The following is a 23830-nucleotide window of genomic DNA, read 5'->3' as shown; positions in this document are numbered from 1 at the left end:
CGCGAATGCCTATGGTTTTATCAGAGTGATCTCCACACGCCGATTGCGTGCTCGTCCCTCTTTTGTGTCATTGGATGCCAGGGGCTCTGCTGAGCCACGCCCTTCACTCTGAATCCTTCCGGGTAGGGCAAGATCCAGTGCCAGGATTTTCGCTACCGATTCTGCACGTGTTCTTGACAGGTGCCAGTTGGATGGGTAGCGAAGGCTGCGTATGGGTATGTTGTCTGTATGGCCCACCACCAGGATTTCGCCATCAAGCCGATCCATAGCTGTGGCGATACGGTTCAGCAGCGGCAGGAATTGATCACTGACATCAACACTGCCTGAAGCGAACAGGCCGTCGCCGGCGATTCTGACGATGCCTTGGGTGTAGTCTTCAGCAACACTCACCTTTCCTTGGGCAATCTCATTGGCTAACAGAACTCTAAGGGTAAGCTCAGGTTCCGGAGGTGGTGGTGGAGCGCGTTCGACCACAGTTTGCACATTGCGGGCGATGTTATGCAGCTCAGCATGAACCGGGTCTGACTTGACGTTAAGACTGAGGCTGAATCCAGAATACATCAACAACAGAACAACACCTGAAATAGCCAGCACCACCCATAATGGAACATATTGAACCAGTGCATTCTGTTTCAGGGGAACGCCTTGCCAATTTCCCGAGAGTTCCCGTTCATACTCATCACGATGATTGCGAAGGGTACGGAAGAGATTGTCCCGTAGCGTCTGTAGTTGCGCATAACCATCGGGTAGGGGTCTAAAGCGCCCTTCGAAACCAAATGTGAGACAGATGTACATCAACTCCAGCAGCTCCAGATTCTTGGCCGGATTCTGCAGCAGCTTTTGCAACAGCTGAAAGAATTTCTCGCCACCCCAGGCCTCTTTGTGCATAGTCACCAGCAGACTCTGGTCTCGCCAGATGCTCTGATTGCCCCAGGGGGTGGTCAGCACCAGTTCATCGGTGACGGTACAAAGAACATAGCGAGCCCAGAAAACAGTCTCTTGCTCAACCCCAAGATCTTGTGCTTTTCGTTCAAAGCCGCGGATTTTTTCGATGATCGAATTCTTGAGGGTCACCGGATCGGAATGGGAGGGTGTATCGCGTAGTCGTCCCATCATTGAGAGCAGTGACGAGGCTGCAATCTCAAGCTTGTTGGCACCCTGTCGCATCGGCAGGCTGGGCGCAGGCGCCTGAGGCCTTTGAGGGATACTCTGACTGGTTGGTGGAGGTTGAGGTGTAACTGCCGGACCTTTGCCACCAGGACGGGGGCGGATAACGGTGCGGTCACCTGTTTCGTTGGGCTTCATGCCAAATGGGTCATCGTGATCCATCATCAACTACCTTTTATTGCCCAAAGTTCAAGTTCAAGGCCCGGAAAATCGCCTCCTATATGTATGGCACATCCTCCAGAGGTTTCAAGCAGGTTCCAATAGTCATTGTTTTTGTCCAGCTCGAAATAGCTGAAGCCTGCGTTGTAGGGGATCTGTCTTGGGGCTACGGAAAGTATACGTAACCCCACACCGGGCAGTTGTAGATTGACCAGGTCGCGTATCTTCTCGACAGGGCCGATCTTGGTTTGAGTCGGAAAGCGCCGCTGCAGGACATCTGCTGTCATGTTGGCGTTAACTGCTAACACAAAGATGGCGTCGCTCAAGAGGGAGCGATCTGATACCGAAGCAACCCGGATACCATACTTGCGCTCTTCAAGCGGAATCGAAACCGCTTTCTGTTCAAGCACCATACTCAACGAACGTCTCAGTTCCCTGATCAAAGGGAGAAAGGTCTCCTGTAGAGCCTGGTGCTGATAGAGAGAAAAGGTTGGCGGACGCTTATTGCTGCTGGTGAAGGTGGCGAGTTCGCCGGCCAGCTCTAAGGCCGCTTCATAGAAGGTGACAGGGTGTAGTGGAACCCGGTTACAGAAATGGGTATAGAGTGGTTCATAGCGATTGACCACCTGCAACATCAGAAAATCTGCGACCTCGGCAATACCTTTTCCACCATCTACCAAGCGGGATGCAATTGCATCAGCACGGTGATGTAAGAGGCCCTCGATCTCTTTAACATATCCAGCGAGTCGAGGGGAGACCTGGCAGTCGAGACAAGGGGGAATGAAATCCTCGTCTAACACCAGCATGTCGTCTGAGCGACGTTCTATCACTTTTGCAATTGCTATATGGGCAAACTCTTCCAGTTCCGAGTCACCGATCAATAGTCTTAGTGTTGGTTTGGCAATCTGCAGCGTGGAGTTGTTGGAAGAGCCCGCTATGCCATCCTTAATATCGATTTCATCGACCAGATATCGCTCCAGGCCCTCTTCCTGGTCAGAAAAGCGCACTTGAGAGGTTCCTGAACGGGAGAGGGGCAGGGCGAGATAGACAATCGCACCTTTGTGTTCTGCTGGAATGTCTAATGGTGGAGGTGGATTGTCATGTGTGGGTATGTCGAAGGTTGTTCCATCGGGTAGAACGCCGCTACAGGACTCAATCGCCAATCGACCCAGTGCCAGGGCCTGGCGATCAATTTTTAACTGCGTGAAGCCCCAACTGAAGGGGGTCAGGTCAGCGCACCGAGCCTCGATGCGGTGCTCTAAAAACCGCTCCTGCTGTTGAAAGTGGTGCGGCCTGAGGAACATTCCCTCTGACCAAACAATCCTAGACATCCAAGACATGGGCTTCTCTTATTTGTTTTTAAGGATGTTGATACCGCTTTTTCCGAACTCTATCACAAAGGCGGTTTCGTCGTTTACATCGATTTCTATTGCTCGACGCCATGTGGCATTTTCTATATCACGATAAGCGCCAATAACACCCAGGTATCGGGTGTCAGGTTGCAACTCTCGTTCAAGCAATTTAGTTTCTCCAGGCTGAAAGTGGAACTCATCACGAATCAGCAGTTCATCTCCAAGCAGGGCAACATCCTGCTCGAAAAGATTGAAGAAGTCGGCATTATTGAAAACGCTAAGAGATTTCAATTCATAGACTCTTGCAACGATGGGTGAGGGTCTGTCATTGATATCGGGGTTAACACGCATATCTGCATTCATTGTTGCATTTATACTTGAAACACTCGAACAACCCGCTACTAAAAACAGATAGATGAGTCCTGAACTAAGCAAGAGTTTTTTTATGGTTGCTTTCATCTGCTTATACCTTCAAAAAGTTTTTAAATTGGGGTCAGCGTGTTTTAACGATTCCAGACGACGGATCTGCTCTTCGTAGGCTTTTGAAAATGTGCGGCCGAAGAGTTGATGAAAATCATCCTCCGCCTCATTGGCTATTTCGCTGTAGAGTTCAGTAAAGAGATCCCAGGTCTTAGCTTGTCGATAGAGTGGCAGTTTCTCAAGCAGAGCCGATTGGCCCAGGCGTTTTTCAAGAATTTCCGGTTTAAAGCGCTGCAAAACAACCTGAAGTGCTGCCTGCATACCAACCATCACCGCCAACATATGGGCTTCAACATCTTCATTTGCCTCTACAATGGCATGCAATGGTGGGAGATAGCCACTTTTCGGGCTGGGGTTTACCAGGTGTCGCAGCGCCTCTTCAGTATTTATAGAGAACTTTAGCGGGTTATTCTCAACCGGCTGAATCATCGTCTGATTCATACGAAACTCACCCTTCATCTGAGCCCTGGCACGAAGAATCGACATACTGCCTTCGACACTGGCGCGCATGACACTGCCAAGATTATGCATCAGATCGGTCATCGCCAATCCGTGCAGATGATCTACGGGTATCCCCATTCCTTCAGCGAGTGCGGCACGCAGATCAGCTTCATCACCTGAATCGGGCACTGCTGCCGGGGGTGGATCTGCTTTTACAGGCTGGGGGATGCTCTGTTCCGGCATCTCCTTGGGCTTTAGCCCTGGTCTGGGAATCGATTCCTGGGTGAGGGGCGGAGGAATCGGTTTCTCCTGCTCTATCGGTTGGGTTTCAGGGAAAGGCGACGAGGGTGGTGTATTTTCCTCCAATGGGGGCAGTATCTCAGGTGAAGAGATAGCAGGTTCTGCAGAATTTCCTTCTGACGATTGTTCGTCCAGATCCCAATCTTCCGGTATCGGTGTTGGTTGGTTGAAAAAAGCGTTCAGGTCAGAGGTATGATCCGATTGTGACAGAGGGGACGGCTGTATCGATTCATCGTCTTGATCTATCACCAATGCGGATGGTTCTGGATCATCAAGGCTGAACATCGGTTCCGCTTCAGGCTCGGAGATTTCAGCTGTGATTGATGAGGCTGGCAGCGCCTTGTCAAGGGCCTCACCCGCATGCTGTTCCGCCATCTGCGCAAAAGGATCATCAAGATTATCGAAATCCTGAGAAGTTTCTATTTCTGCTACAGCATCGACTTCTGCAGGTATCACTAACACACTGATTTCATAATCACCGATTCCGATGATATCTCCATCCTCGAGGGCGACGCGATTATCCTTACCCAGGGCCGTTTTCGAATGGTTCAGGAAGACGCCATTGGAGCTGGTATCTGTGATGTGAAAAACCCCATTACTGAAGTCGATCATTGCGTGTTGTCCCGATATGAAGCGTTCAGGATCGGGAAGCACCCATCTATTCTCCTGTCGGCGCCCAATACTGCCCCCTTGCTCATCAAAGGAGGCAGATAAAGGCTGAGACGGCGGAGCCCCGCCACTACTGGTGACGGTCAATGTCATTGTTGCGCTTTGGCTGTCGGAATACATCAATATTGCCGTAGTAACTCTATTTAAAGCTTAGGAAAAGTTATAGCTGAATTCATCATTCTCCACACCAATCTGGATTTTGCCAATCGGACGGCCCTCCATTTTTTCAATCAATATGTGTCGACTGATTTCAGGGAGCATTGTGTTGGTGAGTATGGCGTCTACCATTCTCGCACCACTCTCCACTTCGGTGCAGCGGCTGATGATCAACTTTATGACCTCATCGTCTATATTAAGCGGCACGTCATGATTCTCAAGGATACGGGATTCGATTCTACCCAGTTGCAGACGAACCACTTTAGCCAGCACTTCATCGCTTAAGGGGTAGTAGGGAATGACCACTAAACGACCCAGTAAGGCTGAAGGAAAGACTTTTTGCAATGGATCACGCAAGGCTGAGGCGATGGCACCAGGCTCAGGCATCAGTTCCGGATCTTTGCACAGATTATCGATCATCTCTGTGCCGACATTTGAAGTCAGCAAAATCAGTGTATTCTTGAAATCGATATGCCGTCCTTCGCCATCTTCCATCCAGCCCTTGTCAAAAACCTGAAAGAAGATTTCGTGGACATCAGGATGTGCTTTTTCCACCTCGTCAAGTAATACCACACTATAGGGTTTGCGGCGTACCGCTTCTGTAAGTATTCCACCTTCACCATAGCCAACATAGCCCGGAGGTGCACCTTTCAAGGTCGATACTGTGTGGGCTTCCTGGAATTCACTCATGTTGATGGTGATTACATTCTGTTCGCCACCATAGAGTGATTCAGCCAGGGTCAATCCTGTCTCCGTTTTACCCACTCCTGAGGGGCCGCAAAGCATGAAAACACCAATCGGTTTGTTGGGGTTATCCAGATTGGCCCTGGAGGTCTGCACTCTGCGAGAAATCATCTCCAGAGCGTGATCCTGACCGATGACCCGCTTGGCCAGGGTGTCGCTGAGGCTGAGAATGGTCTCGATCTCATTCTTCACCATTCTGCCCACAGGTATGCCAGTCCAGTCACCTACTACTGAGGCCACCGCCTGGGCATCAACACTGGGAAGAATTAGTGGGCTTTCACCCTGTAATTCACTGAGTTTGGACTTGAGTTGTCTGAGGCTTTGTAACAGGGTCTCGTTTGACGCTTCTGGCTCGTCTTGTATTGTCTCAGCAGTGACTTCCTGATCTTCAGTGGCTTGATCACTTCCCTCACTATCCTCTGTTGACGCTTCATCTTCGCCTTTCAGCTTTCGCTCGATGGAGAGCACCTCTTCAACCAGGGATTTTTCCTCTTCCCAGCGAGCAGTCAGTTGTTCAAGGCGTTGGCGCTCTTCAGATAGCTTTTCCTGGGTCGATTTTTCCCGCTCTTCGGTATCCAATCCGATAACGCGCTCTCTGCCGATAATCTCCAGTTCGGTCTCCAGCGCTTCGATACGACGACGACTGTCATCCACTTCAGCGGGCACTGCTGCCTGGCTGATGGCCACCCTGGCACAGGTGGTATCCAGTAAACTCACAGACTTGTCAGGTAGCTGTCGGGCAGGAATATATCGATGCGAGAGGCGTACTGAGGCGTCCAGAGCCTCATCCAGAATCTGCACCTGATGATGGCCTTCAAGGGTTGAAGCCATGCCACGCATCATCATGATAGCCCGGTCTTCGTCTGGCTCATCAACCTGCACAACCTGAAAACGACGGGTCAGTGCCGGGTCTTTTTCAATATACTTTTTGTATTCCGCCCAGGTGGTGGCGGCAACAGTTCTCAAGGTGCCTCGAGCCAGAGCGGGTTTCAGCAGATTTGCCGCATCCCCGGTTCCTGCACTGCCACCGGCACCGATCAGGGTATGGGCTTCATCGATGAAGAGAATGATCGGTTTTTCAGAGGACTGCACCTCCTCAATGACTTGCTTCAGTCGATTCTCGAACTCGCCCTTCATACTTGCACCTGCCTGCAGCAGGCCAACATCGAGTACACGCAGGCTGACCTCTTTAAGGGGAGGGGGGACATCACCTTTTGCTATCTGTAGGGCAAATCCTTCTACAACGGCTGTTTTACCCACTCCGGCCTCACCAGTGAGGATAGGATTGTTCTGACGGCGGCGCATCAGAATGTCGATAATCTGTCGAATCTCCTCGTCCCGCCCGACAATCGGGTCGATTTCACCCTTTCTGGCTCGTTCTGTAAGGTCTACTGAGAATTGCTGCAGAGCCTGCTGTTTCCCCATCTGGGCTGGTGCAATTGCATCACTGGCTTCACCAGGAGCAGCTCCGCCACCCACCTGGAATCCATCGCTTGATCGCATCGCCTCTTCAGGTGAACCTTCCACAACTTCAGCAAAGCGTTCGGTGAGGGTCTCGACATTCAGCTTTTTAAACTGATCGGAGATTCTCAACAGGGCGTTATGCAGACTTTTGGTTTTCAAAATACCGATCATCAGGTAGCCGGTACGGACCTGGGAGTCGCCAAACATCAGCGTTCCATATACCCATCCTCTTTCTGTCGCCTCTTCGACATGTGAAGAGAGATCAGAGATGGAGGTGGAGCCACGAGGCAGGGTATCCAGTGTCTCAGTGATATCTTTTGCCAGGTGAGAGGGTTCAAGATTGAACTGCTTAATGATTTTGTGCAGATCAGAATCCTGCAATTGCAGCACTTGATGTATCCAGTGAACCAACTCTACATAGGGATTGCCCCGCATCTTGCAGAAAACGGTTGCGCTCTCAATGGCCTTGTAGCCCAGGCTATTCAGTTTGCCAAACAGGGCGGCACGATTAATCTCGCTCATGACGGGAGACCTCTAAGTTCAAGGGGTTGTAGAAATAGATCGTCACCATCCCGTCCCAGAGGGTGTTGAGCAAGCCAGCTGGTCCAACCCAGGCGGCTCTCACCATTAAGACTTAAAGGGGGGACTTCCTGCTCTTGCAGAATCAGGTTCAGCTCCCAATCCTGTTCATCGCCGATATAGTTTTTCACAACAGCGATGAGCCGTTTCAGACTTTCACCACCAGGCAACATGCGCTGATAGTCATCAAAATTTAATGCGCCCAGTACAATGCGGAATTTCTGTTGACCCTGCCAGACCCGGTCACCAAGTATGATGCTTGTACCGAGGGTACTGATCTCCATGGATTCACCTAACCGGCAGCGGCTGTTCTCTGGAAGATCGATCCAGGTACCGATGAACTCTTCGATATGCACAGGAAGCCTGAAGAAATCCGCAATTATCGCTTCCAGGCCTTCTGCATTCCGGGTATGGCTGGCGAGGCGGCCTGAGTAGTGAAGCTTCGCCAGGTCAGGCATGGCATCCCGATCTCTCAGGTGAGGGGATCCAATACCAAACAGCGAGCCAAGATAGTTACCGAACTGGTCGTCATCTGCACGATCGAAACTGACAGTTGGTTGACTGTTCGCCCAGGCTCGATAGAAAAGGGTGAGCAGCCGATGGTGAAAATGGTCCAGAAACTCAACTTGGGTTGGATCATGGATATTGTGCAGTCGATCATGGACAAATTCAGTGAGATGCAGCGGTAGGGGGCCATTCGGACCGAACAGCCCAAAAAAATAGATCCCCAGTCTTGGTGGCTTGGTACCTTTCCCCTGTCGAAAAGAGGAGAGGGTAGAGGGCTGAAAGGCCATTGTCGGATCCTGTCCAAGCCGTATTTTATCGCGCTTTACATGACGGGACTGACTGAGTCTGGGCTCTTCCGGATAGGCACACTCCAGCCGTCGCATTGCCTGATAGAAGTCAAAGCGATAGGGCGACTGTTGCAGCCTGTCGAAGAGGCTTAGAGAGTTTTTCTCAGACCCAGCCTTACTGGCCATCTTTTGATCTCTCTCCTTTGTTGAGTGACGACTACTGTCTCAGTAAAAGAATTAATTGCAGTGTACTTCCTGAAAAACTGTTCCATCATGGCGCCAAACAGAAAAGCGCCACTACCTTCGAACGATAAATCATCGAGAGTCAATATGATCTCAAGACCATGGCCAAAAGAGATCGGGCCTGGACTTGGCAGGCGTCGATTCACCGGTTTGGATTCAATGGAGACCACACCCTCGATCTGTTTACGCATCGCTGGATCTTTGCTATCTGCATAGAGATATAGAAAATCTTTCAAGGCCGCCGTGCTCTGATCTTTGTCCTCACTGGCCATCGACAGGTAGTTGAGAGAGAGGTGGTTGATCAATCGCCAACTGATGGAACCTTGCGCTGTGGATGGTTTGGGTTTTGTTGGAGATCCAATACAACGAATCTGGTTTACCGGTGTACTGCTATCCAGGGTGAAGGCAGAGCCACCCTGACCCAAAGGTATGTGCATCGGCAAGTCACGATTTGTACATAGCGTGGTCACAGCGAGTTGTCGAAGATCACTTTGAAATGGCGCTTCATCTGCATCCACTATAGAGACAAAGATTTCACTGCCTATGTAACTGGAACGTGCGCCTTCACGCTGCTGCTTGGATGAAAGTAGCCTTGGTTGCCGATGGGTTGCAAAATATGCACGTGGCTGATCCGAGGCGATAAAGTCGTTACTGGCATAGAATGACTGAAAAGTCTGACGCTGCTCAGTGTTACTACCGAAACCGATCACACTATCAACTTCATAGACTTCATAGTCCATTGGTCGGGTGCGATCGGGCAGAATGTGATATTCAGAGTTGCTATCACTGAGGTGAATACGGTCTGCCCGTTTAGGAAACAGATTGATTGCCGGTGAACAGTTAAGCAGGAAGTTGCGCTCGCTGAGGCCACTTTCTAAATCGGGATCGCTCTCATCGAGCAGCAGGTATAGCTCCAGTTGTTGATTGTCACAATCTCTCAGAACTGTCTTGAGATCATTCAGTTCTACAAACAGGAAACGTTCGGGCAGGGCAAAGTACTCGGCCAGAAACCGGTAGCCCTGGAACGAACGCGGCCCATAATTCAACAAGGATTCATTCTCATTGAATCCCATTATTCTGACTGGAGAGGCTTGTGAGGTTGTTCGGTATGTCTCTGATTCAGGGGCACGACCTACTATCTTCAATGTGTGACCGGCCACAGCCTCGAAAGCACGCATGCCGCTATCACCACCACTGAAGAAGATGGGCAGCCGATCGAGATCGAGGTGATTGAAGGGGATATCACCAGTGGTCTTCAACCTGAGTCGAATGGCAGCTCTTGCCCCCTCCTGCTTGCCGATTCCAGCCAGTGCGATTGATGCTGGTGTGGGTAGATAGTCAACACTCTGAATCTCTATCGGCCACAGGGTAACGTCTTGAGCTGTGCGGTAGATACAGGCGGTATGACTGCCTTTGCCGATACGGCTACGCATTGTTGAGTGTCGGGGCAGAAGAAAACCATCACACAATGAGGGTTCCAGCATATCTGCCTGAAACTGCACCACCATCATCGATGGTGTGGGGCAGAGGTAGTGAGGGAAAACCCGTTCCATCAAGTGTTGGGTGAAACGAGGAAACTCTTCATCGAGTTTGAGCTGTATTCTGGCTGCCAGAAAGCTGAAGCCTTCCAATAGGCGCTCTACATAGGGGTCTGCACACTCAAACTCGTCGAGCGAGAGGCGACTGGCGATTTTAGGGTAAGCCTGAGCAAATTCAGCCCCCATTTCACGCATAAACTGCAACTCTTGATTGTAGTATTTGAGCAGGCGCGGATCCATCGGCTTACTCCATACCCGTAGAGTAGGCGTCTGCAAGTGTGACCCCGCCTTCTTCCAGATCAATTTGGGTCTTAATCAGCAGATGTGAGGGTGTGGGTTCAGCCCAGAGTTGTCCTTCAATCTCAAACATCAGGCGGTTATGGCTCTCTTTACTGCTATCCCTTATGGAGCGTACTTTGACTGTGTGAGGCAATATACGGGGTTCAAAGTCCTGGATCGACTGACGAACCATTCTTTCAAGCTTGCTCAGATCCAGGCCGGTTACCAGATGCCCTGAGAGTTCATTCAGACCATAGTTGAGTACAGAGTGAGTGACTTCGGGATAGGCTTCCAGATCTTCAGTCGTTGCCAAATTGGTGGTATTCATCAGCCAGGCAAGGTCTCTCAGAACGCATTGCCGTAAACGACGCATTGAAATGACCCGCTTATCCGCTGACTCCTTTGTTTTTCCAGGTTCGTCATCGGTCAGCCGGTCGAGTAACGACGGCTGTAACTGTTGCTGTTGATTAGTGGACTTCAACTGAGTGGTATCTCCGCCAGATTCATCTTATTCAGTCGTGCTGTCCGTAGCGGCTTGAAACTCTATTTCTCTGGTATTGAGCAGGGGGTATTCATTTTGGTCTGTGGCCAGCATACGTTGTCCCAAGCCAATATAGAGATTATCAGCAGGTGTCAGCCACTCTGTTTTACGGGAGAGTTTCAATGCTGTATCTGTCTCCTGTTCGGTACCGGGATATCGAGCGGGTAACAGCGCAACGGCCTCCCCCTCATTCTCAAAAGTCAGATGAGCCGGTGTCCAGACCATGTCACGTAGATCCTCTGGAGCCTCTATGGAGACCTTCTTCAGACGTTGCATGGGAATCCAGTAGTAGCGTCCATTTACGATGGCCTCAAACATTGGCCCGATACGCGAGTCCGCGTCGGCTAACCAGGCAAATGGTTGCTCATCAAGCATACCCGAGCTGGTTGGCGCGAGTTCAAACGCCTGGTTGCGTAGACTCTCAGCTTGTGCATATTCACCTTTTCCTGAAAGCCTGAGAGATTCGAGAAGAAAGGCAGTCCACTCAGGTGGATCACCAAAAATAAGTGGCGACTTTTCACCGCCAAAGACCTCTTTTCGAAATAACTCGCACTGGATCGCTTCACGGTAGGTTTGAGCCATTGGCAGGTTGAGTGGATCCAGGTCAGCTGCAACATCCAGTTGACTCAGGGCTCTCTCCCAAGCACCGACGACGCACAGTAATTGAAATAAAAATACCCGTAGTTTTGCGTTTGAGGGCTCTTTTCTTATTGCTTGTTGCAAGGCGTCGAGTGCGGCATCCAGTTCGCCTTGTTTCAATAGTTCTTCAGCTTCCATTGTACGGGCCTATATGTCGGTGCACATCCGACTTAAACCAGATCTGATCATTCTGCCAGAACCAGTTATAAGTAAGGGAAAATAACGCGTTGTAGCTCATATTTCCACCGCTTCCCCAAAGGGGAGGCGGTGGTTCTTGTTGTCGAGCAATGCAGGGGACTACTCTTGCTTGTTTTTCTCCAGACTCCAGGTTCGATCGACGGTGGAGCCAGGCTTTCCGGTATGATCGATTGGTGTGTATTCCCATTTGATCTTGCCGTAGGCGAAAGAGACAGTTTCCAACGGCTTGGTTTCATCTCCTTGACTGCCGCCAGGTGTAACGGAAGTGACGATAACATCCTCCATGGTATATTTCATGAAGGTGTGTTTGTCACCACTTGCCAGACAGCATTCAACTTCGAGCTTAGGGATATGCTCACCCTTGGCACATTTGATGTTCAGGTCTGGTGTTGCATTGTCAATGGTTTTTACGGCAATGAAGTTGTCAAAATTAGCCCGTCCACCGGTACGACCGCCAGTACCACTGGCACCAGATGTGGGCTGAGAGACACCGTGACTGTAGCTGAGTAACTCACACCACTTGCTGTGTGCATCATCAGTACTTTCACCATCCGCACCATCGATTTTCATAAAAAGATCAACGCCCATGATTTATTCCTCCAAAATGTAAATAACTTAGGTATCAGCTCGCCTTCTCTGAAGGCAGCTTGGATACTAAACGTAGAGATACCGTCAAACCTTCCAGCTGGTAATGTGGTCGCAGAAAGAATTTCGACGTGTAGTAGCCCGGATTACCTTCCACTTCTGACACAACCACTTCAGCCGCAGCCAGTGGTTTGCGTGCCTTGTCTTCTTCAGAGGCAGTCCCCGGGCTGGGTTCGACGTACTTCTGAATCCATTTATTGAGCCATTTTTCCATGTCGTCACGCTCTTTGAAGGAGCCTATCTTGTCGCGCACAATACATTTCAAATAGTGTGCGAAGCGGCAACTTGCGAACAGATAGGGCAATCGGGCAGCTAAATTTGCATTGGCTGTAGCATCTGGATCGTCATACTCCGCTGGATTTTGTAATGATTGCGCACCGATGAAGGCGGCAAAATCGGAGTTCTTACGATGCAGCAATGGCATAAAGCCATTTTTAGCCAATTCCGCCTCACGGCGGTCAGAAATGGCGATTTCGGTTGGGCACTTCATATCCACCCCGCCATCATCGGTGGGAAAAGTGTGAGTAGGCAGACCCTCAACTGCACCACCGGACTCGACACCGCGAATACGGGTGGTCCAGCCATACATTTTAAAGGCCTTGTTGATATTTACTGCCATCGCATAGGCAGAGTTTGACCAGGTATATTTATCGTGCAGAGCGCCTTCGGTGTCTTCTTCGAAGTCGAACTCCTCAACCGGATCGGTTTTTGCGCCATAGGGGAGGCGGGAGAGAAACCGTGGCATGGCCAAGCCGATGTATCTTGAATCCTCTGATTCTCTAAGAGAACGCCATGATGCGTACTCCGGTGTCTGGAAGATCTTGGTCAGATCTCTGGGATTGGATAGCTCCTGCCAGGAGTCCATCTGCATTACTGTAGGTGCAGCACCAGCAATAAATGGCGCGTGAGCTGATGCAGCCACCTGCGACATGCCGGTGAGCAACTCAACATCCGGGGGTGTATTGTCAAAGTGGTAGTCACCTACCAGGCACCCATAGGGTTCACCGCCGAACTGACCATACTCTTCTTCATAGACCTTCTTGAAGATCGGGCTTTGATCCCAGGCTGTACCCTTGAACTTCTTCAAGGTTTTACCAAGTTCCTTTTTCGAGATATTCATTACCCTGATCTTCAACATCTCATCGGTTTCGGTGTTGTTGACCAGGTGATGAAGACCGCGCCAGCTCCCTTCCAGCTTTTGAAAATCTTCATGATGGAGAATCAGGTTGACCTGTTCAGTCAGCTTCTTGTCGATCTCGGCAATGATGCCCTCGATGGTCTCAACAGCATCATCAGAGATGGTGCTGCTCTCTTTGAGTACTGTCTCAGCGAGGGTCTGCACTGCACTGACCACCGCTTCTTTGGTGCGTTCTGTCTTTGGCTTGAATTCCTGTTGCAGCAGGGCTGAAAATTCATCCGGGGCCACACTCTCAGTAGCTGCGCTGCCAGTTGCTTGTTGGGTATCTGACTCAGCCATGTTTTACTCCTCTGCCTTTGAATCGTCTGACGATGCGCCATCAGGATTGGGTGATGAGGCAAGAGATTGGAGCAGCGTCGAATCATTCAGCGCCTTGGCAATCAGCTCTTCAGCACCTGATTTACCATCCATGTAGGTCAACAGATTAGCGAGTTGGGTACGGGCATCGAGTAATTGACGCAGTGCACCAACTTTTTTGGCAACTGCTGCTGGAGAGAAGTCATCCATATTCTCGAAGGTGATATCGACATTGATATTACCCTCACCAGTCAGCGTGTTGGGAACCCTGAAGGCAGTACGGGGTTTCATGGCTTTGAGTCTTTCATCAAAATTATCCACGTCGATTTCAAGCATCTTTCGATCGGCGACAGGAGGCAGTGCCTCTTCGGGTTTACCCGAGAGGTCCGCCATAACGCCCATAATGAAGGGCAACTGGATCTGTTTTTCAGCGCCGTAGAGCTCCACGTCATACTCTATCTGTACTCTGGGGGCTCGGTTTCGGGCTACGAACTTCTGGCTGCTCTCTTTTGCCACGGTCTACCTCTCTATAATATTCTTAGTAACTTATCTGTATGGTTCTTATTTAGTGGGGCTTATGCCCAAATCCTCGATCTACCTATCCTCCTGCTTCCACAGGAAATCGAAATGGGACGATCCGCCAGGGGCAAGATCCTGAACAATTTCGTAAAAGTCCATTTTTACCAGTCTCTTCGCCCGGTCGAGTAGGAGCGGTATAGGACTGGATGGTTCGTTTTTCTCATAATATTGAGTGATGCGCTCCAACGCCTTGATCACATCATCTCGACTGCTTATGGTGCCGGGTGCACTCTTTTGAATCTGTGCTGCACCGGCATCACTCGAATCATCTGAACCCGCCTCACTATCAGTGATGGACTCCAGACCACAACGTTGGGCGACTTCATCGCTTATCTGTTTCAGTAATTTGACCAGAGCGCTGAGATCGGGGGACTGATCTATACCAACCAGTTCATTGAGACGTGCTTCTATAGCTGAGACTGTCTCAGATGCTGCATTGATCAGATTCAGGGTGTTTTGATTCTCTTCATTTGCTGATTCACGGAAAGCCGCATCGATCTGGTCGAGAGAGAGCTCCTGCTGATCGCTCTCTGAAGCTTGCAGACTACCGCTTGCAATCTGAATATCCCGGTAGCTGAATTTCCCCATTACTGTTGACGCAACTACAGGGATCTTGTTAATGGCTGACAGGTAGCTAAAGGGATCACAAATATTAATCAGCGTATTGATTCTGATCGTGGGATCATTGTTGTCATCAGGATCGAGTTGAGGATGAACACTCTCCCAATAGTTCTCCAAGTAACCTTTTATAAGTGCCAATCCATTTGACAGCCCTTCAAAGCCATCGGTATGTATCAATGCACGGGTTAAATGGATAGCAGCTCGCAGATCTTTACTTTGTCCAATAACCTGAAGTGATTTGTTTTTAAGCTCACGCCAATCCGGTTCTTCAGCAGGGATGATGGTATCACCGAACTGTTGCTCTTCTTTGCCTTCTGCAGCCCGTTCCATCTCTCCGAAAAGGGGATCGTATTCCAGGTCTGGGCCAGCCGGAGCCTCTTCAGATACAGCACTGAGCAGTTGTTCAAGGTCGAGTTTTCCGGTCAAACCTGCATCCCCCATAGGGCTATACAACAATATAGCTTTAAAAACGAAGCTGAGTTGAAGTTGAAAATATACATACCTGTCAGATACTATTCTGGTTATTTAACCCAACACATACAAACTGGTTAGGTGGACTGGTTTTGTATTGTTACCCTTTCATTGAGTAGGTTTAGCACAAAACCCTTGTACTTGATACTACACGATAAATAAGTAAACGGTAGTGAAATAGTACCATTTGAAATTGGTGATCCTCCCACCTGCTGATGACAATGAAATATAGGCGTGCATTCTCTGTTTCCTCACTACAACTCGTTGAGCTGCAGTCAAAGCTGCGGGAACCAGGGTAGCTTGATCAAATTGCTACGACGACTGCCAATGATAGGGATAAGTCCCAGCTGCAGAATTCTTTCAAGCTGTTTTTCCCTGAAGAGGTGTTCAGTGCAGGGTTGCAAATGAGTCTCACCATCCAGGCTATAGGCAAAAGCCGGGCAATCGCTCAATGAGGAGGCCTCTTGTGGATTACTCAATCTATTATATGCGGCTAATACAACAGCCAAAGCATAGGATGGAGATCCCCAAAGCAGCTCTGCAGATGACCATTCCTGAGCAAGCTCTTCGAAACTGAAGTCGTCTGTCGGGTCGTACTGTGCTCCATAGGGTAAACGCAACAGCAGTCGCGGTAGTACTAGACTGACACGATTAGCAAACTGCCCATTTTGAAAAGCAATCCATTGATCCAAGTCATCCGGTTTAGATTGATCGGAAGGGATGAATTCATCTTCTGCCCCTGCGATGAGTTGCGCATCCAGAGAAGCTGCTATCTGCCCCAGTTTATCTAAAAGCTGGAGATCCTTAGAGGAGGGGCTGATCTGTTTATCGCATATTAGAATAAACTTCTGTTCTGATGATGATCGATCACCGAAACGCGCTTGCAGAGTCTTATATAAATCTGTTTGAACAATATCCAAATCCTGTTGGGAATAAATATCCCAATCTTCAGAACGCAGATTGAGGGCATAGATATCATCAAGATCATCCAATTCGAGATTGCGAAGTAACCAATCAAGACCGCGCCAGTGAGATTCCAGTCTCTGAAATTCGGGGTGATGGAGAACTGACCTTAGTAATTCTGGAATAGATTGGTGCAGATCGGACGGTTCTTGATTCTGATCGTTCTCCCGATCTCTATTTTCCTGCAGAGAGTTATTCACCAATCGTCCGACTATCGATTCAATTTGAGCACTTTTCTCTTGGGAAATAGAGCTACTACCTGGCGTGTTGCTCAATGAACGTTCACCTAATAGTCGGGATAGAGTCTGCTGGTTCGACTCTTTGTCGTCAGCTGATGGCTGATTCTGATCTGTTATTGGTGGCTGTGGATTTTGGCTTGCTGAGTCTGGGGCGATATCCAGTAGAGACAACTTTTTATACAGCTGGTCAGGATGGAAATCTTCAAGGTTTTCGAAGGTTAGGATGAGTGGCTCCATGCACCCAGCCAAATCAATCACCAGTGAAGGGTTCAACTGGCTCAAAAAGGATTCATAGTTATCCTGATCTATACGGCGTAAAGCATTTTTTGAACTACCGAGGAGGTTGCCGCTATCCTGGGTGCCAGCAAAAGATCCCAAAACTACAAAGGTCAACTGTAGATCACCAGGCCTGCTACTGGTCTGGTTATCGCTCTGTTTTCCCAATTCTATCGAAAAGTTCAACCGTTGCGACATGTCGATTTTGCCCTTTTTATCATGTTGCCGGGTTCTTAGCTGATCCTGTCACAAAGCAGAAGCGTGAAGCAAGTATTTTGTGCATGTGAAAAAGTACCTTAATGATTCCATTGACCATAGGGTCTCTGACACACATACTCTAATTCAGATAGTTACTATTAACCCTGAAGACGACATACTTAGTCGCCGGGTTAATAACCATCTCGGTATATCATTTGTTGTACCGGTTGGATGCTCATGGGCAACACCCTTGTGCAGGAGTTGTTCAATAGAAAGCGATTTTTTCTTTGCTATGATTTAGCTAAACCGGGTAGGAGTCTTGAATGGCGTTTACACAGAGTAACCGGCAGGTACGGATAAAAACCCCGCTGGGTCCAGATGAGCTCTTGATTCTTCGTATGGAGGCTAGAGAGGAGCTAGGGCGTCTGTTTGAATTCAATATTGACCTATTGAGTGATAACGAAGAGATCGCCCACGACGATCTTCTCGGCAAGCAGATGACTGTCGAGTTGGACCTGGTGGATGGTGGGATGCGATATTTCAATGGATTCGTCAGCCAATTTACCCAGATAGGCCACATCGCCTTTTTCGCCCATTACCGAGCAACATTGCGGCCCTGGTTTTGGTTTCTGACCCGCACCTCAGACTGTCGTATCTTTCAAAACAAAAAGGTGCCCGATATTATCAAAGAGGTATTTCAAGACAACGGATTCAGTGACTTCGAAGATAATACCAGCGGCACTTACAGGGAATGGGAATATTGTGTTCAGTATAGGGAGACTGACTTTAATTTCCTCAGTCGCCTGATGGAACAAGAGGGCATCTACTACTATTTTGCCCATGTTTCAGGCAAACACACATTGGTTCTATGTGATAGTTACAGTTCACACAGTCCGCTTGAGGCCTATGCGGAAATACCCTATGTACCACCCAGTGAACAAGGCAGTACACGTTGGAAAGACTACATCCATGCCTGGAAATTCACCAAAACAGTGCAACCGGGTAGTTTTGCACACACTGACTACGATTTTACCAAGCCAAAATCGGATCTGGCGGCTATTGCCCCTCTACCCAGGAGTCACTCCCACGCAGAGTACGAGATCTTCGATTATCCTGGCGAGTATGCTGAAACGAGTGATGGTGATACTTACGCACGCCATCGCATTGAAGAGATACAAAGCGGTCATGAAGTCCTCGAAGGAGAGGCCATCGCCAGGGGTGTCTGTAGCGGTGGACTGTTTACCATGATTGAGCATCCACGGGGTGATCAAAACCGGGAATATCTGATTACCGAAAGCAACTCTATTTTGCAATCTGACGCGTTTGAATCTGTTCCTGAGATTGCAGAAGGCCCCGTATATATCTGTGATTTTAAATGTTGTGACAGCAAGGAGAGTTTCCGCAGCGTAAGAACCACAGCCAAGCCTATAGTACAGGGTCCCCAGACTGCAGTGGTGGTCGGTAAGGCAGGCGAAGAGATCTATACCGATGAGTATGGTCGTGTGAAGTTGCAGTTTCATTGGGATCGCTATGGCGCAAGTGATGAGAACAGCTCCTGCTGGGTGAGGGTTGCCCAGGTGTGGGCTGGCAAGAACTGGGGCGCCATGCACATCCCACGCATCGGGCAGGAAGTGGTGGTTGACTTTCTCGAAGGTGATCCAGATCGTCCGATCGTAACCGGGCGTGTCTACAATGATGATCAAATGCCCCCCTATGCCTTACCTGAGAATATGACCCAAAGTGGAATTAAAAGTCGCAGCAGTAAGGGGGGATCAGGCGAGAATTTCAATGAGCTACGCTTTGAAGACAAGAAGGGTAATGAGCAGCTCTACATTCACGCGGAGAAAAACCAGGATAATGTGGTTGAAAATGACGAGACCACCAGTGTTGGCCATGACCGAAGCGAAAACGTTGGGAATGATGAAACCATCAGCATAGGCAATGACCGCACAGAGACAGTTGGAAACAATGAAACTATCTCTATCGGTGTAAACCGAACAGAGCAGGTGGGCAGTAATGAAACTGTATCCATTGGCAGCAATCGCACTGTAAATATCGGCAGTAACAAGAGTGAGACTGTTGGTATCAATAAGATAGAGACCATCGGAGCAGCTAAAGCGCTTACCGTTGGCGCCGGACTTCAAGTCACTGTTGGTGCCGGAATGAACCAAACCGTAGGTGCCTCAAAGGCGATGCAAGTTGCAGCGAATCTGTCAGAGGCAATTGGCAAAGACTGCAGTGTCAGCATTGGTGAAAACAGATCAGCGGCTATCGGTAAAGATGATAATCTTTCGGTAGGTAAAAACCTGGTGATTGATGCCGGCGACTCGGTGGTGATTAAAACAGGTAAGGCTTCGATTACCATGAAGAAGGATGGCACCATCTCCATAGAGGGTAAGAATATTACGGTGAAAGGTTCCGGTGTGATTAATGTTAAGGCGAGCAAGAATGTAATTATGAAGGGTAAGAAGATTCTGCAGAATTGAACTATTGCGCAGCCATGCATGGTGTGGAGAACTAAGTGTGAACGACTCAAAGATTGATAAAGTAGATGGCAATATTGAGCAACCTCAGTTACTGGATGGGGTGGTGATTGGTGTGTTGGTCGGCCTTGATCGAGACAACTATCCGCTGGTTGCCTTTCCTGGAAATCCACATGAAGATTGCGTCAGAGCCAAGACAACCCTTAATTTTTCAGAGGATGATCTGGGAAAGGAAGTGGCTCTGTTATTCGAAAATGGCAATCCACAATGTCCGATTATCATCGGAAGACTGCAGCACCCACGTCCAATCGGAGACAAACCCCAAACTTCGAGTGCAGAACTCGATGGAGAGAAATTGGTTTTTTCAGCTGATCGTGAGATTGTTCTGAAGTGTGGTAAAGCAAGTATTACCTTGACCAAGGCGGGGAAAATCATACTGAGGGGTGCATCAATATTCAGTCGTTCCTCTGGTGTAAATCGAATAAAGGGTGGGTCGGTTCAGATCAATTGAAGTCCACCAGAGATCAACAGGTCAACGCTCTATTATGATTCTCGACAACATCGTCTCTCAACATGCCGAAGAGGCAGCGTTCCTATGGTTGCTCAGAGACTCAGCGGTATCAGCCCCCCACTATCAACTGAGTGACCTGTCAGAGCTCGAGTCCCGTATCGATGCCCATCTTGATGGATTACGTGTGGCGGGGGAGGCCGGCTGGATTCATTGTGAAGCGCAGTTGAATCATGCAGAAAGTGGTGAGGTCTTTGCAGCGGCATATGTTGCACTCGATGGTGCCCTGGTTGATGGTTTGGAGAAGGTTCTGGAGGTGGTTCATGGGGTACCGGCGACCACTCGAGGATTGATATCAGCACTCGGTTGGGTAGAAAAATCCAAATTACAAGGACATGTCGTCAACTGGTTAAAATCTGATACACCACTGTTGAGGCTAATAGGTCTTAGTGCATGTGCGATACAACGGGTTGATTGTGGTGCTTATCTGATCAAGGCATTGGATGATGATGAGGCTGGTGTAAGAGCTCGTGCACTGCGATCGATTGGTGAGATCAGGCGCCAGGGGATGGACCAAGCACTGCGTGAGCATATGCATGAGGAGGATCAAGCCTGTCGTTTCTGGTCAGCCTGGTCTGGCTCAATGATGGGAGATGAAGCTGCTACTGAGCAGCTGGTTAGTTTTGCAGAAGCGGATTCGAAGTTTCTGCAACTCGCACTCGAACTGCTTATGCGTCGCATGGATAATGCCTCAGCAGTATCACTGTTGAGAAGACTGAGCCAAAACCAGACAGTTGAAAGGGCGGTGGTACAGGCAAGTGGCTATTTTGGTGACTCGGCATCAGTTCCCTGGTTGATCGAAAAAATGAATACCCCGGAACTGGCTCGGTTGGCTGGAGAAGCATGCAGTCAGATTACTGGCTTGGACCTTGCCTTCCATGATCTGGAATCGGACCCGCCTGAAGATTTTCAGGCGGGTCCGACAGAGAATCCTGAAGATGAAGAAGTTGACCTCGATCAGGATGAGGATCTGCCATGGCCGGATATTCAAAAGCTCATGCAGTGGTGGAGTGTAAATCAGGCTGAGTTTCCAACTGGGGTTCGGAGACTGTGTGGGAAATCAGTAAAGCGGGGGCAGTGTCTTCAGATACTGCAGGATGGTTTCCAAAGACAGCGCCAGGCCGCTGCAATGGAGTTGGCTATGTTTGATCAGCAGCAGCCCCTGTTCAATACCTCTGCCACAGCGCAACGTCAGTCTGAACTTCTTGGTTAACGGGGGTGTGCTATGACGTTCTGGATACCTCTGATAATTCTTGGATTGGCAACACTCAATGGAATTCTGGCATTAAACAGTTTTAAGCAATATCAGGCGTGGAGCCACCCAGCTGTCAAGGCCCGTCTCAGGGTTGCCGGGATTATGTTTTTAGTCAGTCTGTTTCTGTTTATCTATCTCTAGAGGATTTTATGTGTGAATCACCCTCACCAGCACGAATAAACCGTCCTGTAGCCAGTGGCGCTAATCCAGATACTCCTCATGCAGGATTCTCAGCTGCACAACCTGCCGGAGGGGGTGCGACCGCTCAGGGTGGACCGAGTCTATCCGGTTGGCCAAGACAACTCACATGGGATGATTTCAGGGAGGTGCAGAGCCGCCCAAGGGGCGAATCGGAAGATGCGACAATCGCTATGCAATTACGTCCCTCCCGTTTAAGGTTTGTGGTGGAGGGTGGTCAACACAGAATCGGTGATGTCGAGTTTCGCATGGTATTGAACAACGGTAATACATGGGTTGTTACGTCAGCAAAGAGCAGTGAATTATTGAATCATGAACAGGGACATTATGACATTGTTGGTCTCTGTTATCGGGACATGGTCAATGAAATCAGAGCGTTGAGAGAAAGCTCCCGTAACAGGTTGGTTCGTGCAGTGCGCAGGGTAATGGGGGCCCAAGATCAACGCGCAGATAGTCTGACAAGAACCTACGATTCCCAGGAAGAGACCAATCATGGACTAAACAGTAGCAGACAAGAGGCATGGTCTCGACAGATCCAGAGCTGTCGTTCAAGCGGTACAAGGATGACCACTCCGGCATGATTTGTACGATGAGTCAGGGTTTTCTCAAGGTATTGGTCATTCGATACAGTCCTGGATCGGAGTCAGGTATCTCGATCACAGGCGCTATTTTATGGTAGAAGGCAGATGAGTTTGCCATGCCAACAATCGCATATCCATATCCTTTCAACCACATATCCTGCAGGCAGTGTATAGCCAAGGATCGGCCAATGCCTTTTCCTCTAGCCTCATCGACTACACCAATAGGCCCAAAGAAGCCCAATGCTGTGGCGTCATAACAGGCAAACCCGAGTAGTGAGTCATCTTGCTGAGCAATGAAGCAAGAGCAGGGGGTATTGGCCAGGGCAGATTCTATTTCACTGAGCCAAACATCTGGGAAATGCTGTTGCGCCCAGCTGATGAGCAAGCGCCTGTCAGTACCTATCGGTTTACGCAGTGTGATCTCCGGAAAGCTTTTGCTCTCTGATATCTGCTTAAAGTTCATCTCATAGAGCTTGATAAGTAGATCATTATTTGCCATATAAATCAGTCTCAGATTAGTGCTTGATTGAATGTTCGAGAAGCAGTAATTTTTAAAGCTACCTGAATTATTATTTAAGGGCAGCAGCAGTTAATAGAGGTGCCCTTAAGCCTGTTAAGGATGAGAACGTTGAGTGATCAAGGCGAAATACGAAGCGAAACCATTACGGCTGAAATTCGTATGGGAAATGAAAACATACACTTTTCTGCAGAGATATCCAACGAACCGGTGCATATCTACGATTTACTTCCGTTTTTCCAGAGTATCACCAATAAGGTAGTAGAAATTGGCATCAAGGAAGCTGAAGCACAGGGAAAAAGTATCTCCTGCCGCAAGGGTTGTGGTGCCTGCTGTTCTCAGTTGGTACCTATCAGTAGAGCTGAGGGCTTCAATCTGTTGAATCTGATAGATGCCATGCCGCCTGATCAGCAACAAACTGTGAAGGCACGTTTCAATCACAACATGACTAGCCTGAGAGAGGCGGGGATTCTGGATGTGATGGAGCAGGCCATAAACAGTAATGATCGAAAGCAGTTGAGAGAGATTGGACTTTTATACTTCAATCTCAACCTACCCTGTCCATTTTTAGAAGAACAGTCCTGTGGTATCCATCAGGATCGCCCCCTGAGTTGTCGAGAATTTCTGGTTGTCTCTGATCCTGTTCATTGTGCTGACCCGGATCCTGAAACAGTCGAGAATATGGTATTGCCGAAACGTGTATCACCTATTGTGTACGGGATGAGTCGTAAATATGAAGAGGGAGGAAGGGGTTTTTTACCGTTAACACAAATTTTGGAAAAGGCCGATGAGTTACGATCAGATCATATTTGCGAGCCTGCAACCGATCTGGTTAATCTGTTCCTACAGAATCTTGCCAAGCCCTAAAACTGCAGATGCCCGCCAGAGGCGGGCATCTGCCGGGATCAGAACTCGGTACGGAAACCGACACTGATAGTATGAGAGGTCCAGTCGCTGTGGGCGAGGATGGTACCGTAATCGATGAAGCCGACCATACC

21 protein-coding genes are annotated in these 23830 nt (G+C 49.1%); 6 read left to right on the top strand and 15 right to left on the bottom strand.

The genetic code is table 11. From position 1 onward, the window contains the following. Positions 1-9: 9 nt before the first annotated feature. The 14 genes from icmH to AC4IFB_RS11940 all read right to left on the bottom strand — a co-directional run bounded on the left by icmH (position 10) and on the right by AC4IFB_RS11940 (position 17230). Entirely contained in the window at positions 10-1332 is a 1323-nt protein-coding gene (gene icmH, locus AC4IFB_RS12005) for a type IVB secretion system protein IcmH/DotU (protein ID WP_490780294.1), read from the bottom strand. Further along, complete coding sequence (gene tssK, locus AC4IFB_RS12000; protein ID WP_490780293.1) at positions 1332-2666, bottom strand: type VI secretion system baseplate subunit TssK; 1335 nt, start codon at positions 2664-2666, stop codon at positions 1332-1334. Before tssK ends, icmH begins: the two co-directional genes overlap by 1 nt. 9 nt (positions 2667-2675) lie before the next feature. Further along, positions 2676-3137, bottom strand: coding sequence for a type VI secretion system lipoprotein TssJ (tssJ, locus tag AC4IFB_RS11995; RefSeq protein ID WP_490780292.1), 462 nt, complete (start codon positions 3135-3137; stop codon positions 2676-2678). 12 nt (positions 3138-3149) lie between these two features. Then, positions 3150-4688: a type VI secretion system-associated FHA domain protein TagH gene (gene tagH / locus AC4IFB_RS11990; RefSeq protein WP_490780291.1), complete on the bottom strand. Its 1539-nt coding sequence runs from the start codon at positions 4686-4688 to the stop codon at positions 3150-3152. Between the two features lie 30 nt (positions 4689-4718). Continuing rightward, positions 4719-7454, bottom strand: a complete 2736-nt coding sequence (gene tssH / locus AC4IFB_RS11985) for a type VI secretion system ATPase TssH (protein ID WP_490776468.1) — start codon at positions 7452-7454, stop codon at positions 4719-4721. Continuing rightward, the gene (gene tssG / locus AC4IFB_RS11980) at positions 7451-8491 is read right to left on the bottom strand and encodes a type VI secretion system baseplate subunit TssG (protein WP_490776469.1); all 1041 of its coding nucleotides are present in this window, start codon (positions 8489-8491) and stop codon (positions 7451-7453) included. The genes tssH and tssG overlap by 4 nt, the downstream gene beginning before the upstream one ends. Next, complete coding sequence (gene tssF / locus AC4IFB_RS11975) at positions 8455-10326, bottom strand: type VI secretion system baseplate subunit TssF (RefSeq protein ID WP_490780290.1); 1872 nt, start codon at positions 10324-10326, stop codon at positions 8455-8457. Before tssF ends, tssG begins: the two co-directional genes overlap by 37 nt. 4 nt (positions 10327-10330) lie before the next feature. Next, entirely contained in the window at positions 10331-10846 is a 516-nt protein-coding gene (gene tssE, locus AC4IFB_RS11970; RefSeq protein ID WP_490776471.1) for a type VI secretion system baseplate subunit TssE, read from the bottom strand. Between the two features lie 27 nt (positions 10847-10873). Next, entirely contained in the window at positions 10874-11683 is an 810-nt protein-coding gene (locus AC4IFB_RS11965) for a type VI secretion system accessory protein TagJ (protein ID WP_490776472.1), read from the bottom strand. Positions 11684-11842: 159 nt separating this feature from the next. Beyond that, on the bottom strand, positions 11843-12331 hold the full coding sequence (locus AC4IFB_RS11960; protein ID WP_490776473.1) for an Hcp family type VI secretion system effector: 489 nt from the start codon (positions 12329-12331) through the stop codon (positions 11843-11845). Between the two features lie 34 nt (positions 12332-12365). Further along, positions 12366-13865, bottom strand: coding sequence for a type VI secretion system contractile sheath large subunit (gene tssC / locus AC4IFB_RS11955; RefSeq protein ID WP_490776474.1), 1500 nt, complete (start codon positions 13863-13865; stop codon positions 12366-12368). 3 nt (positions 13866-13868) lie between these two features. Next, entirely contained in the window at positions 13869-14399 is a 531-nt protein-coding gene (gene tssB / locus AC4IFB_RS11950; RefSeq protein WP_490776475.1) for a type VI secretion system contractile sheath small subunit, read from the bottom strand. 78 nt (positions 14400-14477) lie between these two features. Next, a complete protein-coding gene (gene tssA / locus AC4IFB_RS11945; RefSeq protein ID WP_490780289.1) occupies positions 14478-15524 on the bottom strand; it encodes a type VI secretion system protein TssA in 1047 nt (348 codons plus the stop codon). Between the two features lie 305 nt (positions 15525-15829). Further along, positions 15830-17230, bottom strand: coding sequence for a type VI secretion system contractile sheath domain-containing protein (locus AC4IFB_RS11940; RefSeq protein ID WP_490780288.1), 1401 nt, complete (start codon positions 17228-17230; stop codon positions 15830-15832). Between the two features lie 323 nt (positions 17231-17553). On the opposite strand from AC4IFB_RS11940, the gene AC4IFB_RS11935 reads away from it, so the two are divergent. From AC4IFB_RS11935 to AC4IFB_RS11915, 5 genes are read left to right on the top strand one after another with little or no spacing between them, the layout of a single operon-like run. After that, positions 17554-19716 (top strand): type VI secretion system Vgr family protein, encoded by a 2163-nt coding sequence (locus AC4IFB_RS11935; protein ID WP_490780287.1) that lies wholly within the window; start codon positions 17554-17556, stop codon positions 19714-19716. Positions 19717-19753: 37 nt separating this feature from the next. Further along, positions 19754-20224 (top strand): DUF6484 domain-containing protein, encoded by a 471-nt coding sequence (locus AC4IFB_RS11930; RefSeq protein ID WP_490776479.1) that lies wholly within the window; start codon positions 19754-19756, stop codon positions 20222-20224. A 34-nt stretch (positions 20225-20258) separates the two neighbouring features. Continuing rightward, positions 20259-21494, top strand: a complete 1236-nt coding sequence (locus AC4IFB_RS11925; protein WP_490780286.1) for a TIGR02270 family protein — start codon at positions 20259-20261, stop codon at positions 21492-21494. A gap of 12 nt (positions 21495-21506) precedes the next feature. Next, the gene (locus tag AC4IFB_RS11920) at positions 21507-21677 is read left to right on the top strand and encodes a hypothetical protein (RefSeq protein WP_490776481.1); all 171 of its coding nucleotides are present in this window, start codon (positions 21507-21509) and stop codon (positions 21675-21677) included. 8 nt (positions 21678-21685) lie between these two features. Then, entirely contained in the window at positions 21686-22315 is a 630-nt protein-coding gene (locus AC4IFB_RS11915; RefSeq protein ID WP_490780285.1) for a DUF922 domain-containing protein, read from the top strand. 13 nt (positions 22316-22328) lie between these two features. Here the strand turns inward: AC4IFB_RS11915 and AC4IFB_RS11910 are convergent, their stop codons facing one another. After that, positions 22329-22814 carry a GNAT family N-acetyltransferase gene (locus AC4IFB_RS11910; RefSeq protein WP_490780284.1) on the bottom strand — a complete coding sequence of 162 codons (486 nt, stop codon included), beginning with the start codon at positions 22812-22814 and terminating at the stop codon, positions 22329-22331. Positions 22815-22943: 129 nt separating this feature from the next. On the opposite strand from AC4IFB_RS11910, the gene AC4IFB_RS11905 reads away from it, so the two are divergent. Next, positions 22944-23699 carry a YkgJ family cysteine cluster protein gene (locus AC4IFB_RS11905; RefSeq protein WP_490780283.1) on the top strand — a complete coding sequence of 252 codons (756 nt, stop codon included), beginning with the start codon at positions 22944-22946 and terminating at the stop codon, positions 23697-23699. Positions 23700-23830: the final 131 nt, after the last annotated feature.

This window comes from Candidatus Thiodiazotropha sp. AKIB8 (genome assembly GCF_058244675.1).
This window is presented reverse-complemented; position numbering and strand designations above follow the sequence as displayed.

What these genes read in the sequence shown, in the direction of transcription:
- AC4IFB_RS11925 (WP_490780286.1), top strand. Translation starts at nt 20,259, where the DNA reads ATGATTCTCGACAACATCGTCTCTCAACATGCCGAAGAGGCAGCGTTC.
- tssA (WP_490780289.1), bottom strand. Translation starts at nt 15,524, where the DNA reads ATGGGGGATGCAGGTTTGACCGGAAAACTCGACCTTGAACAACTGCTC.
- tssC (WP_490776474.1), bottom strand. Translation starts at nt 13,865, where the DNA reads ATGGCTGAGTCAGATACCCAACAAGCAACTGGCAGCGCAGCTACTGAG.
- AC4IFB_RS11965 (WP_490776472.1), bottom strand. Translation starts at nt 11,683, where the DNA reads ATGGAAGCTGAAGAACTATTGAAACAAGGCGAACTGGATGCCGCACTC.
- AC4IFB_RS11920 (WP_490776481.1), top strand. Translation starts at nt 21,507, where the DNA reads ATGACGTTCTGGATACCTCTGATAATTCTTGGATTGGCAACACTCAAT.
- AC4IFB_RS11935 (WP_490780287.1), top strand. Translation starts at nt 17,554, where the DNA reads ATGGCGTTTACACAGAGTAACCGGCAGGTACGGATAAAAACCCCGCTG.
- tssG (WP_490776469.1), bottom strand. Translation starts at nt 8,491, where the DNA reads ATGGCCAGTAAGGCTGGGTCTGAGAAAAACTCTCTAAGCCTCTTCGAC.
- AC4IFB_RS11960 (WP_490776473.1), bottom strand. Translation starts at nt 12,331, where the DNA reads ATGGGCGTTGATCTTTTTATGAAAATCGATGGTGCGGATGGTGAAAGT.
- AC4IFB_RS11940 (WP_490780288.1), bottom strand. Translation starts at nt 17,230, where the DNA reads ATGTCGCAACGGTTGAACTTTTCGATAGAATTGGGAAAACAGAGCGAT.
- tssK (WP_490780293.1), bottom strand. Translation starts at nt 2,666, where the DNA reads ATGTCTTGGATGTCTAGGATTGTTTGGTCAGAGGGAATGTTCCTCAGG.
- AC4IFB_RS11910 (WP_490780284.1), bottom strand. Translation starts at nt 22,814, where the DNA reads ATGGCAAATAATGATCTACTTATCAAGCTCTATGAGATGAACTTTAAG.
- tssJ (WP_490780292.1), bottom strand. Translation starts at nt 3,137, where the DNA reads ATGAAAGCAACCATAAAAAAACTCTTGCTTAGTTCAGGACTCATCTAT.
- tagH (WP_490780291.1), bottom strand. Translation starts at nt 4,688, where the DNA reads ATGTATTCCGACAGCCAAAGCGCAACAATGACATTGACCGTCACCAGT.
- tssF (WP_490780290.1), bottom strand. Translation starts at nt 10,326, where the DNA reads ATGGATCCGCGCCTGCTCAAATACTACAATCAAGAGTTGCAGTTTATG.
- AC4IFB_RS11915 (WP_490780285.1), top strand. Translation starts at nt 21,686, where the DNA reads ATGTGTGAATCACCCTCACCAGCACGAATAAACCGTCCTGTAGCCAGT.
- icmH (WP_490780294.1), bottom strand. Translation starts at nt 1,332, where the DNA reads ATGATGGATCACGATGACCCATTTGGCATGAAGCCCAACGAAACAGGT.
- tssH (WP_490776468.1), bottom strand. Translation starts at nt 7,454, where the DNA reads ATGAGCGAGATTAATCGTGCCGCCCTGTTTGGCAAACTGAATAGCCTG.